Here is a 12,892-nt window from a genome sequence, read left to right on the forward strand (position 1 = left end):
CAATACGCTTGATTTAGACAAAATGAAATTGCTCTTAAAAACCTAAGGAATATTTATGAAAGAAGTCGTACAAACGAATAACGCACCACAAGCGATAGGTCCTTATGTGCAAGCAGTTAAGATCAATGGTATGCTCTACACCTCAGGGCAAATTGCCCTAAAGGCAAATGGTGAATTAGTTCGAGGTGATGTTACACTCCAAGCAATGCAAGTCATGCAAAATTTAAAAGCCGTTGTCGAAGCCGCCGGTAGCAGCATGGGCAAAGTGATTAAAACCACTTGTTTTATTAAAAACATGGATGATTTTGTTGCTTTTAACGAGGTTTATTCATCATTTTTTCGAGGGGTAACACCACCGGCACGCTCATGTGTTGAGGTCGCACGCTTACCCAAAGATGTATTAATTGAAGTTGAGGCGATTGCTGAGGTTTAATCAATTAAGTTTCTTTTTACTCCACTAAATCCATCTAATATTCAATTAAAGTTACTCATACTCTAGAATGCATTACAATCAATATCACGTATTTATTACGCGTTATTTGCTATTTGTTATACTCTATACTGCCCATGGAAACATCAAGATAGGACCTAAATATGACAAATATAACGCCACAACCAAAATCACTTGCCTTAAGTATTCTCTTAAGCTTAGGTGCTTTTAGCTATGCAATGAGTACCCCGCAGCCAATTGACTGTATTAGCGCCAATATCAACATTGATCAACCCAATGTAGCTACATATTATAAAGCTGTTGAGATTCAATTTACCAACCACTGCAGTCAGCCAGTTAATCTTAAAGATGCGTTGGTACAGTTTAAAGCTAATAGCACAGTGCAAAATGTTTGGGGTACTTGGAATTTTGTAAACTCCGATTCAAACCCACCAAGTAATCATAATGGCTTAGTAAGTTTTACCATTGCTAAAAACAAAGATGAAACCTTAAATATTAATCAATCATTTTCTGTTCAATTTGGATTGAACTTCCCATTAGCTGAATTAGCTAAAATCACTGACGCACAGATTTTTAGCAATGACGCTCCAGTAAGTGAAAATGGGAAAATAAGGTTTACCTTTAAATCCAACGCCCAACTTCAAGGTGCATCCAAAGTGACGCTTAGCCTTGCTGGAGAGCCGATCAGAACGCTAAATAATAGCAATTGGACAGCCGATCAAACCAGCTTAATTGATCATCTAGATTATGGTAACTATACCTTGAATGCCAACAAGATTGGCAATTGCACCGCCGTATTCTCACCAAGCAATGCTTTAACCATTAATAATGACAATATCAACTCGCTAAGTTTAAGTTATCAATGTACAACGCCTAGCGAACAAGGGAGCATCAAAGTTTCCCTACCGTCAGCTCCTTTAAGCGGCATTGGCAATCATACAACAGTAACGCTTACACACGATGGGCAAGCACAAACTAAAGTGCTTAACTGGAATAGTAGTTATACTTTTCAATCGCTAAGTTATGGTGATTACACATTACAATTTCAGTCTGTTAGCGATGGTAAAAACGTTGCCAATGCGACTGATCAATATGTTAGTATTAGCCAAAATCAGCAGCAGGTTAGCGTGACACCTCACTACCAAGTTTCACCACTTGTTACAGTTATTACACCTTTTACGGTTACTAGCGATCATGAAACCACCTTAGCACTCACGCTAAAAGATAATAACTACAAAACCACATTCAATTTCACGCGTCAAATCCCATCAGGCAACTCCACACAAATCCTTGAGCTTCCTGCCAATGACAGTTTCACTTTGTCAGTTAATGCCACAAGTGGTAGCGCTAGCGTTGATAAAACCCAGTTCAACACCTCTTCGGGCACCCAACAAAATGCCTTTAATGTCAATATTGTCAATCAACAGTCAAACTACGGAAAAATCACTTATCACGTTGGTTTTCCGGTGAGTGATTATGCGCATAGTGCAGAATCAATTGATCTTAGCGACTCTAAATTTGCACCACTGATATTATCTAATTATGTTGCGGGAGAGTTGCTAAATTATATGATAAAAGCACGTTATCCAGAGTGGTCTATTGATAAGGACTATATCGCTGGATCTTTATTTGCACAACTTCTGCAGGAGAATATCAGTACTAGTAACTATCCCGGTGGATTGTTTATCAATAATGAAACAGCGCGAAAACAATTACTTAACGCAGGCCAAGGCGGACCATATCAACTCAATGACTACTCTAAACGCCTACCCAGCGTTGATGTTCCTGGATCCCTTGGACTCATTAACTATACAGTTCTACAGAAATCTTTAGGCTATAACATTGCATCGCAGGACAATGGTGCGCAAACTGGCTCAACAGGACCTGAAACACTTGATAATATTTATTTTGGACCGCTTGCTGCGGCTTATTTTCATTTAAATGATATTAATCGCATCGAGGTTAATAATAGCCCAACGTGGGGGCCGCAAGTACATAGTTGGAAAAAATGTGTGCAATCATTAAATACCAATCAATTTGCCTATTTTGATATGATTCTTAATGCTGCGTATAATGCAGGGACTTACTCTGATATTCTAGGCACGCTCATTGATCTTTGTGCGTATCCGCAAGAATTAAGCCAGTATTTGCCAAACTTGGCAAACTTCAGCTTAAATGACAGCGCGTATATCAATGCTTTTCAGCTACCTACGCTAGCGGATGGCTATAAACCAAAGAGCCTACCGCAGTGGTATAAGGGCACGACATTCATTCTTTATCCGCGACAAGTGCAATACTATATTGATCAACTAACTAACAACAATCAAACGCTGGCACAATATGGCTTGCAAGTTAACAACTCTTTCGCTTTTAGTATTGCACAATTACAAAAAGTCTTTGCGGAAAGTATGCACACATTAGCCTATGGTAAAACGGCGAGTGACTATCAATTTATCAGTATTGACAGTGCCAATGCAGCATTTACAAAAAGCATAGAGCAGAATGGGTTATCAAGTGCCATGATTCTGAACTTAAACAACAGCAATGATCGCCAGCAAATGTATCAGCTGCTGCATGATGCTTTTGCCTCATTAGAGCAAACACTAGGGTTTAAGTTTAATGCCACAACTGAAGAAAACTTTAACCAAGTGTGATAATTCGCTCGCTACGTAATGACCTATAAAAAAGCATCTCTCCCCTTGTGGGATTGCTCGTGCAGCTTAAGCTGCGCGGGTGAGGGGGATTAAAGTACGACTTACTCTTGATTCATGATTATGCATGCAGATTCGCCATTGAAATAATTTGCTTGCGTGCAAGCCATATACCAAGGGTGACAATACAGCCAAGAATAAAACTTAATAAAAACAATATTTCCCAACCGTAGCCTGCTTGAACATTACCTGCTAATGGTCCTACCAATACACGTCCTAATGAATCAATTGAGCTTAATACTGCAAATTGTGTTGCGGAAAAGCTTTTATTCACAAGACTCATAATCATTGCCACCAATACGGCAGTGCCCATCGCGCCGACCATATATTCAACTGCAACAGAGATGACCATTAAATAATAATTCTTCCCTTCAAATGCTAGCCACATATACATCAAGTTTGCCGCTGCCATCATAAAGCTAAATACTAAAAACGTGCGAAACAAACCAAACCCTTTGGCTAACATGCCACCTAATACTAGACCAATGAAGGTAAATATTAAGGCATTGGTTTTATACGATACGGCAATCGTGACCTTATCAAAGCCAAGCTCGGCAAAGAATACGGTATTAAGTGAAAATGCCAGTGCATCACTAAACTTGTAGAAAATAATAATCAATAGCACAACAACAGCTACTGCAAAGCCGCGACGGGTAAAGAAATCATAAAATGGCAAAACAACCGCATCGGCAAATGTTTTCGGGCGATTATCTACCGAGGCTTCTTTCGCTAAAAAAGTGCCGATCATTGCCGCTGCAAAAAATGGAATCAATGCAAATATACCGGTTTGCCAATTGTTATCAAAGTATTTAACCATGATTAATAGAAAAGCACCCGTGACCATCATCGCCACACGATAGCCTAATACTGAGATAGAGCTACCTAATGCACGTTCATCTTCATCTAACACTTCTGTTTGGTAGGCATTAATCGCAATATCTTGCGTTGCCGAGAAAAAGCAAATTGCCAAGGCAATGCCCGCGATAATTAATGGTGATTGTGCAGGTGAGAATTGACTCAATAAAAACACACAGACAATTAATAATAATTGCATTAAGAAAATCCAACTCTTGCGTCTGCCAAGAAATTTAAGGTTTACCTGATCAATCACAGGCGACCATAGATACTTTACAGTATATGGCAACGCCACTAACGTTAATAAGCCAATATCTTTAATGCTAATCCCTGCTTCGTGATACCAATAAGTAAGAGATGATGCTGTAAGCATTAACGGCAATCCTGACGAGTAGCCTAAAATAAACATCACTAACATTTTGCGACTTTTAAATAAACCGGCAATACTGTCTATGGTTGCGGCTTTTAGTTGTTGTGAAAAGCTACTCATTTGCTATCCAACCATTACTTAAAAGCATTGCGTTATTTTGAGTATGACCAAACTTTGTTTGACCTTGCTCCAAAAATTCAAGTATAACGTTATATGTCAATATAGGTGAAAAATTAAGCCATTTTATCATCATGCTCATATCCTTTGCTTATTCCACTTTAAATAATATATCGAAACTACTCGGTAAAAGATACTGTTAGAAGGTATTAGGATGCTTTTGATTTTCAGATTTCGCAAAGCTTGAAAATAAATATCCCTTATATCGCTATTAGTTCTTTCAATTTCACAGGATAGTTCTAATTTTATACAATTATGCTAAATTATTTTCTAGGAGTTACATATGAAATTACGTTCTATTTTTTTAGTGTCAAGTTTGGTGTTAAGTTCAGGTGCAGTGTTTGGGCATGGTGCTTTGTCCTTTCCAGAGAGTAGACAATGGCTTTGTACAAACGCTAATGGTGGTAATTGGAATGGTAAAAGTGGAGTAGCAGTCTGTAATCCAAATTTGTTTCCACTTGTGGGTGATCCAGAAGATGGTGATCAAAGTACTACTTGGCATTGGGTTTATTCTGATTGGAGTGGTGTTGCGCAAGGTGCCGCAGCGGGCTGGTCCGATGATGCGTCATATGCCGATGACCCAAGGGCGAAACATATCGCTATAATGGGAGGTGAAACAGCACCTATTTGTTCAGCAAACAAACATGAGTACAGAGCATTAGATGAAATATTATGGGCGCAAGACCAAGGTGATAATGTTTATCCTGTCAATATAAGCTCGGGTGACAATACATTCACTTATGCGGTAAGCGCGCCGCACAAAACATATGGCAAGGGCTATATTGATATTTATATTACCAAAGATAGTTGGAACCCAAATAAAGCATTAACTTGGCAAGATTTGGAGCCAAAGCCAATTTGTCACCATGTGCCGCCGACAGCTAATACGCCTTTGCAAGTTACATCCATACCTGGAGGCATTGGATATGAGGACTTCCATTGCCCTATTCCAGAATCTAAATCAGGTCAACATGTCTTGTATGCCGTGTGGCAAAGAGATGACAGTGCTGAAGCTTTTTATTCATGTTCAGATGTGGTCATTGATGCGAGCATGCCTCCTGCTCCAGAAAAAAAATGGGAAGTAATAGGAAGTGAATCAGATGAGACAAGATTACCCAATCTCAATGTGTCCATTGATGATACACTATCTTTAGAGGTGTGTGTTGACGATATGCACAATCATTGTGCCGTGACTACATTTAAGCCAAACGAAGCAGTTTTGGCTCATAATTGGCAGCAAGAACTAGCCAAAATATTTAATCGTGATAATGATTATAAGCATGATGTACAGATAGGTATACTAAGTGCAGATGGTGAAAATGTCGAAACAACATCACCGTCAGGCTACTATGTATATCAATTAAAATCTTCATCAGTAAACTATCAATGGCGTATTCAACATCATGCGGTAACGCCAGAACCAATTGAAAGTGTGTGGACCCCACTTTTAGGTAATGAGGGTAGTGCTGTTTTTGGTGCTCAATCAGAAAGTAGTTATAAACTAAATGATCAGCTTAACTTTAGATTATGGCGCAGTGATATCTTTGATTCTGGGCGCTTAGGCGGTTACAAAGAAGCGATTGAAGTGCCAATGGTGATTGATAACTTAGCAACATGGAAGTCACAGTATATTACTAAATTAAATAATGAATTACAGGCATATGGTGTTGTGATTGGTGTCTTACAAGATGATGATACGGTTAAGCCGGTTGAAGGTGGCGCTAATATGGTTTATATCAATACGGAGATTGAGCAGAGTAATCATATTGAGTACACTTGGCTTTTGGAGAATAAAGGACAAGTTTCACCTGAGCCAACACCGGATTTGCCAGAATGGCCAAATGGTATTGGCAGCTATCAGATGGGCAGTAAAGTCATTAGAAATGGTGTAACCTATACCTGTACTGGGCATGAAGGATGGTGTAATCAAAATGCTTATGATCCAGCAGGAGTATTTGGCGATGGCACCTGGGCTAAAGATTGATTAAATAAGATTTTAAATGTTTACATCTAAACTGCCTCAGTATTAGTTTCGCCGGTACGAATACGAATAACCTCCTCAAGATGGGTGATGGTGATTTTGCCGGCACCAATTTTATTTGCTTGATTTATTTTGATAATCCATTCGACAAAATCTTCTTTTTGCTCATCTTTGCAAATAACTTCTATTTTAATCTTTGGCAAAAAATCAACAGCATATTCAGCCCCACGGTAAAGCTCAGTATGACCCAGTTGACGTCCAAAGCCTTTAATTTCAGTGATAGTAATGCCCGTTGCACCAATCCTTAATAGGGCTTCGCGTGTGCGATCAAGTAAATGTGGTTTGATATAGGCTGTAATTAGCTTCATGCTCGAATTGATTTGTCAATTTAGCTGTCTATGCTACATTATGCACTATCTATTAGTAAAGCATTTAAGTGATTGAGCATGAAACTAAACAATAAAATAATCGATGATGTTGCCAGTAAGATTTCCAATGGCATTCCAAGTGGCTTAAAAACAGTGGCGAGTGAGTTTGAAAACAACTGCAAAAATGTTTTAAAAGCAAGCTTTGAGAAGTTGGATCTCGTCACGCGTGAGGAGTTGGATATTCAAAAAGAAGTGTTAGCAAAAACACGTTTAAAGCTTGAGGTGCTTGAGAAAAAAGTTGATGAGCTTATTGCTAAGCAAGGAAATAAGTAGCTGTTATGTCACTAGCTACGGTCTTTAGCCGCGCACAGTTGGGGGTGAATGCACCACAAGTAACTGTGGAAGTGCATTTATCGCATGGATTGCCGAGTTTGTCGATCGTAGGTTTACCTGAAGCCGCTGTTAAAGAGAGTAAAGATCGCGTTAGAAGTGCGATTATTAATTCAGGATTTCAATTTCCAAGTAAACGCATTACCATTAATCTCGCCCCTGCCGATTTGCCCAAGGAAGGTGGGCGCTACGATTTACCGATTGCTATTGGTATTTTAATTGCGTCTCAACAAGTTATAGCACCTGATATTGAGGATTATGAATTTGCTGCTGAGCTATCATTAAGTGGTAAATTAAGACCCGTAAAAGGGATCTTGCCGTTCGCCATTCAGAGCCTAAAGCATCAACGTAATCTTATCATTGCGGTCAAAAATGAAAGTGAAGTTGCCTTGTTACCAGATCTTCATGCTTATGCAGCTAATAGTTTGATGGATGTTGTTTTGCACTTATCAAAAACACAATTTATCAAAGAGGCACAACAAGCAGAAGATGTGCTGCCAAATAATGTATTTGAATTGGACTTGAGCGATGTTAAAGGTCAGTTTCAAGCTAAGCGTGCATTAGAGATTGCCGCAGCAGGTGGGCATAATCTCTTGTTTGTTGGGCCACCTGGTACAGGCAAGACGATGCTCGCATCGCGCTTTAATACCATCTTACCCAAACTTTCGATGGATGAAGCTTTAGCAACAGCAATGGTCGCGTCTATTAAAGGCGCTAGAGATGTTGCAGAGCATTTCTATCAGCGCCCATTTCGCGCCCCTCATCATACATCATCGGCAGTTTCTCTTGTTGGTGGTGGATCAAACCCAAAGCCTGGAGAAATCTCTTTAGCACATAATGGTGTGTTGTTTTTAGATGAGCTGCCAGAGTTTGACCGTAAAGTATTAGAGGTTTTACGTGAGCCACTTGAATCTGGCAAGATTGTAATCTCAAGGGCGAGTGCACAAGTTGAATATCCGGCTAAATTTCAATTAATTGCAGCAATGAACCCTTGCCCTTGTGGGTTTTTAGGTTCTCAACGTAAAGCATGCAAAGATACAGATATGCAAATAAAACGTTATCAACAAAAGCTCTCAGGTCCCTTATTAGATCGCATTGATCTGCAAGTTGAGGTGCTTGAGGTTGAGCATGATGATTTGGTTGCGGGTGCACAAGGCGAGCCAAGTCACGATGTCAAAGCGCGCGTGATTAACGCACGTGATCTACAAATCAAGCGTCAAGGGAAAATTAATGCCGAACTTCAAGGCAAGGAAATTGATCAATTTTGCATTTTAGGGGATAATGAGCGGCTGTTGTTGGCAGACGCCATTGAAAAGCTCGGTTTATCGGCAAGAGCATATCACCGAGTGGTTAAAATTGCGCGGACGATTGCTGATTTGGCAGCACAAGAGATGATTGCGAAGCATCATATTCAAGAGGCATTAAGCTATCGTAAATTTGAACGCTTTCAGCAATAAAATAAAAAACGGTAAAATGCGATGAAGAAAATAGGTGCTCAAGCCCTGATATTAATATTGTTTCTGTGGGGAAAGTTAAGTTTTAAAACAGCGCAGCGTATTGGTGCAATGATTGGGGTGTTACTTTATTTTTGTAAAAGCGATATGCGTCGAATAGCACGTATTAATATTGATAAATGTTTTCCTGAGCTCAGTAACTATCATAAGCGCAAGTTGGTTAAGAAAACTTTGCAACAAACCTGTATGACAGGAGCTGAAATGCCGGGAATTTTATTCAAAAACCCGCAAAAACTATTGAAACAAATTCAAGTGGTGCATGGCGGGGATGTCTCACAGCGTTTGTATGAAGAAGGGCGTGGCGTCATGGTTGTCGCACCTCATTTAGGCAGTTATGAAATTGCTTCGATGTATTATTCAAGTAAATATCCTTCGGCGATGCTATACACACCACCTAAGATAAAAACACTGGATAAGCTTATTCTGCGTGCGCGTTCGCGCTTATGTGAAAATATGTCACCTGCCAATCAAAAAGGTGTGAAAATGCTATTTAAAGCCATAGCAAAAAAGGAAGTGATTGCGATGCTAACCGATCAAGTACCGGTTGATGCGGGTGGTACCTATGTTGATTTTTTTGGTAACCCTGCCAAGACGATGAATTTCGCTGGAAAATTATATGAGCGTTACAAGCCTGCGGTTGTGTTAAGCTATGCCGTTAGAAATGCTGATGGCAAAGGCTTGACACTGTTTAATGAGGACTTAGAGCCTTTGATTAAGCACTATCAAGCAATTGATGGCGTTGAAGATCCAGTAGCTTATGCTTTTACCAAGCGATTTGAGGAAATTATTCGCCAATATCCAGAGCAATATCAGTGGACATATAAGCGATTTAAATATCACCCTGACGGGATTGATTATTATAAAAAGGATAAAAAATGAGAACATTATTTTTAGATGCCTTACAAGGCAAGCCTGTGACACAAACACCGATGTGGATTATGCGTCAAGCTGGACGCTATTTGCCAGAGTATCGCCAGACACGCGCCAAATTTAGTGACTTTATGCAGATGTGTCGCCATGCTGAGGCTTGTTGTGAAGTGGCTTTGCAACCTTTAGATCGTTATGATTTAGATGCATCTATCGTATTTTCAGATATATTAACCATTCCAGAAGCCATGGGGATGGATCTTAAGTTTGTCAGTGGTAAGGGACCAATCTTTTCCGCGCCATTGACAACTTTAACAGATGTTGAGGGCTTAGATGTTGAAGGTGCTATTGATAAATTGCATTATGTGTTTAATGCAGTTTCAACCACTAAAAAGGCGATTAAAGATCGTGTGCCTTTAATTGGCTTTAGTGGTAGTCCTTGGACGTTAGCTGCTTACATGGTTGAAGGGCAGGGTTCAAAACAGTTTACGCAATTGCGTAAGATGCTCTATAGCGCGCCAGAGCTTTTGCATAAGCTATTGTCTGATCTAAGTATTGTGATTATTAACTATCTGGATGAACAAGTAAAAGCAGGCGCTGATGCATTGATGATCTTTGATACGTGGGGTGGCATGTTAGCAGAAGGCAACTATGCAGCCTTTTCATTAAATTATATGCAAACGATCACAGCTGAGCTTAAAAAACGTCATCCGCATGTGCCAGTGACACTTTTTACTAAGGGCGGTGGATTATGGTTAGACCAGTTGATTAAAACCGACTGCGATGGTATCGGTATTGATTGGAGTATTGATGTAGCACGTGCAAGACAAGCCGTTGGCAATGAGTTTGCGCTGCAAGGCAACTTAGATCCTGCGGCACTTTATGGTAGTGATCAAAGTATTATTGACTCGGTAAAAAGCATTGTTATAAGTCAGGCACCATATAGTCGCTTTGTCTTTAATTTAGGACATGGCGTATATCCAGATATTTCACCGGATAAAGTTAAGGTAATGGTTGATGTTGTGCGTGAGTTTGGTGCTAAAGGCTAAGTGAATTAGCAATTAGAAATTTAAGTTAGAAAGATAGGCTATGACCATATTCCTGCTCCCTTTGATTGTGTAAGCGTTGGCTGAGCGTAAGTCGAAGCCTCTATGAAGTGTGATTTTCCAAGCTTCTCACACTTCGGCTGACGCTTAGTGCACCGCTTCGATTGATGCTCAGTGCATCGCTTCGACTTACGCTCAAGGTAGGGTGAGCACTTGTGGGTGAAATTTAGTCTCAGCCGAAAGATATAAATATAAAAAATAACTATAGAAGCATAATGATGAAGAAGATAAAAAGATTTGAATTTAAACGCAATCCTGAAAGCAATGAAATGTGGGTTGAAACTGATTTGCATGGTAAGAGTTTATTAACACTTGCATCTTTAAATAAGGGTACGGCCTTTAGCGAGCGTGAGCGTGAAGAATTTGGCTTATTAGGTAAATTGCCTTTCCAGATCGAATCTTTAGAAGAGCAAAAAACGCGTGCCTATCAGCAGTATAAATCTTTTAGAAGCAACATTGGGCGCTATAGTTTTTTAAAGAACTTGCACAATATCAACGAGACGTTGTTTTATCGATTAGTGCGCGATAATCTCAATGAAATGCTGCCAATTATCTACACACCAACAGTTGGTGAAGCGGTGATGCGCTATAGCGAGCAGTTCCTATCACCTCGAGGACTTTATATTGCTTATCCAGATCGCTACAAGATGCGTGAGATATTACGTAATCGCACTAACTCAGATATTGATATTCTTGTAGTTAGTGATGCGGAAGGCGTGTTAGGAATTGGTGATCAAGGTGTTGGTGGTATTGAAATACCAGTTGCTAAGCTTATGGTTTATACGCTGTGTGCGGGCATTAATCCTGGGCGTTATTTGCCGGTGTTTTTAGATGCAGGCACTAATAATAAAAAGTTGTTAGAAGATCCGTTGTATCTTGGTTGGCGTCATGAGCGTGTGCGTGGTGAGCAATATGATGAAATGGTGCAGTTATTTATTGAGGCAGTTCAAGAAGAAATGCCGGAGACATTTCTGCATTGGGAAGACTTTGGTCGTGACAATGCACGTAAAAATTTAGTGAAATATCAAAATGAAATCTGCAGCTTTAATGATGATATGCAAGGAACTGCGGCGGTCGCTTTAGCAGGTTTGATTTCAGCATCTAAACGCTCAGGCTTGAAGTTTAATCGTCAGAAATTTGTGATCTTTGGTGCGGGAACGGCAGGATTGGGTATTGCCGATGAGATTGTTGCAGCGCTTGTGCATTCGGGTTTGACAAAAGAAGAAGCTTATCAGCACTTCTGGTGTATTGATAAAGATGGGTTATTGATTGATGATCAGGATATGATGGACTTTCAACGCCCTTATGCTTGTACACGTGAATCAGTTAAAGGATGGGCTACGGATGACCAGGGACGAATTGTGTTGACAGAAGTGGTCAGGCAAGCGAAACCAACGACTTTAATTGGTTGCTCCGGTGTTGCTGGTGCATTTACGGATGATGTTGTTTTATCTATGGCTAAGAATAATGATCGCCCAATTATCTTTACCCTATCTAATCCAACGAGTCGTTGTGAGCGTGTGCCGCAGGATATCATTCGTTTAACGGAAGGGCGCGCACTTATCGCTACAGGTAGCCCATTTGATGATGTTGGTTATAAAGGTAAAGTTTATCGTATTGCACAGTCAAACAATGCCTTAGTTTTCCCTGGTATTGGCTTAGGCATCGTTGCGATTGCTGCGAAGCGCTTTACGGATAATATGTTATGGGCGGCATGTAAGGCACTAGCAAATTACTCAACCCAAGATGATGCATTATTACCAAAACTAAGTGAGGCATACAGTGTCAGTCGTCAGGTGGCATTTGCTGTAGCACGTCAGGCAATTGAGGATGGTGTTGCTGAAGATGTTGATGATATTTGGCGCAAGATAGATCAAGTGATTTGGGAGCCAAAGTATTATCCGTATTACTTTAAGTCGTAGTTTCTTTAAAGATTTCTTGCTTTGTATTTTTCGTGCTTTTGGCAAGTTGAATTTTGATAATAGCGAATGCGTTAAGAAACAATGAATAGTTTCATTGTTTTAGCAAATGAGCGCCCAAAGACTCTGTTAAGGGCAGATATTACCTGCAATTCAACTTGCCAAAATCTTCACAAACTACTT

11 protein-coding genes are annotated in these 12,892 nt (G+C 39.9%); 8 read left to right on the forward strand and 3 right to left on the reverse strand.

The window, feature by feature from the left end; all coding sequences use genetic code 11:
- The first annotated feature begins 55 nt into the window (after positions 1 to 55).
- Together IE867_RS05140 and IE867_RS05145 are read left to right on the forward strand one after the other, a co-directional pair.
- Positions 56 to 433 carry a RidA family protein gene (locus IE867_RS05140; RefSeq protein WP_192483712.1) on the forward strand — a complete coding sequence of 126 codons (378 nt, stop codon included), beginning with the start codon at positions 56 to 58 and terminating at the stop codon, positions 431 to 433.
- A 161-nt stretch (positions 434 to 594) separates the two neighbouring features.
- Positions 595 to 3,105 carry a hypothetical protein gene (locus IE867_RS05145; RefSeq protein WP_192483713.1) on the forward strand — a complete coding sequence of 837 codons (2,511 nt, stop codon included), beginning with the start codon at positions 595 to 597 and terminating at the stop codon, positions 3,103 to 3,105.
- A 118-nt stretch (positions 3,106 to 3,223) separates the two neighbouring features.
- On the opposite strand, the gene IE867_RS05150 is transcribed toward IE867_RS05145, so the two are convergent.
- Together IE867_RS05150 and IE867_RS05155 are read right to left on the reverse strand one after the other, a co-directional pair.
- Positions 3,224 to 4,507, reverse strand: a complete 1,284-nt coding sequence (locus tag IE867_RS05150) for an AmpG family muropeptide MFS transporter (RefSeq protein WP_192483714.1) — start codon at positions 4,505 to 4,507, stop codon at positions 3,224 to 3,226.
- Complete coding sequence (locus IE867_RS05155; RefSeq protein WP_192483715.1) at positions 4,500 to 4,640, reverse strand: hypothetical protein; 141 nt, start codon at positions 4,638 to 4,640, stop codon at positions 4,500 to 4,502. The genes IE867_RS05150 and IE867_RS05155 overlap by 8 nt, the downstream gene beginning before the upstream one ends.
- A gap of 207 nt (positions 4,641 to 4,847) precedes the next feature.
- Here IE867_RS05155 and IE867_RS05160 point away from each other — a divergent pair, with 207 nt between their 5' ends.
- Entirely contained in the window at positions 4,848 to 6,548 is a 1,701-nt protein-coding gene (locus IE867_RS05160) for a lytic polysaccharide monooxygenase (RefSeq protein ID WP_192483716.1), read from the forward strand.
- Positions 6,549 to 6,574: 26 nt separating this feature from the next.
- On the opposite strand, the gene IE867_RS05165 is transcribed toward IE867_RS05160, so the two are convergent.
- On the reverse strand, positions 6,575 to 6,913 hold the full coding sequence (locus IE867_RS05165) for a P-II family nitrogen regulator (protein WP_192483717.1): 339 nt from the start codon (positions 6,911 to 6,913) through the stop codon (positions 6,575 to 6,577).
- Positions 6,914 to 6,991: 78 nt separating this feature from the next.
- Here IE867_RS05165 and IE867_RS05170 point away from each other — a divergent pair, with 78 nt between their 5' ends.
- From IE867_RS05170 to IE867_RS05190, 5 genes are all read left to right on the forward strand, one after another.
- Positions 6,992 to 7,246 carry an accessory factor UbiK family protein gene (locus IE867_RS05170; RefSeq protein ID WP_192483718.1) on the forward strand — a complete coding sequence of 85 codons (255 nt, stop codon included), beginning with the start codon at positions 6,992 to 6,994 and terminating at the stop codon, positions 7,244 to 7,246.
- Between the two features lie 5 nt (positions 7,247 to 7,251).
- The gene (locus tag IE867_RS05175) at positions 7,252 to 8,760 is read left to right on the forward strand and encodes a YifB family Mg chelatase-like AAA ATPase (RefSeq protein ID WP_192483719.1); all 1,509 of its coding nucleotides are present in this window, start codon (positions 7,252 to 7,254) and stop codon (positions 8,758 to 8,760) included.
- Between the two features lie 21 nt (positions 8,761 to 8,781).
- Positions 8,782 to 9,696 carry a lysophospholipid acyltransferase family protein gene (locus IE867_RS05180; RefSeq protein ID WP_192483720.1) on the forward strand — a complete coding sequence of 305 codons (915 nt, stop codon included), beginning with the start codon at positions 8,782 to 8,784 and terminating at the stop codon, positions 9,694 to 9,696.
- Entirely contained in the window at positions 9,693 to 10,733 is a 1,041-nt protein-coding gene (gene hemE / locus IE867_RS05185) for a uroporphyrinogen decarboxylase (protein WP_192483721.1), read from the forward strand. Before IE867_RS05180 ends, hemE begins: the two co-directional genes overlap by 4 nt.
- A gap of 272 nt (positions 10,734 to 11,005) precedes the next feature.
- Positions 11,006 to 12,712, forward strand: coding sequence for an NAD-dependent malic enzyme (locus tag IE867_RS05190; RefSeq protein WP_225629963.1), 1,707 nt, complete (start codon positions 11,006 to 11,008; stop codon positions 12,710 to 12,712).
- Positions 12,713 to 12,892: the final 180 nt, after the last annotated feature.

Origin of the sequence: Cysteiniphilum marinum (assembly GCF_014857925.1) — a bacterium.
GTDB lineage: Bacteria > Pseudomonadota > Gammaproteobacteria > Francisellales > Francisellaceae > Caedibacter > Caedibacter marinus.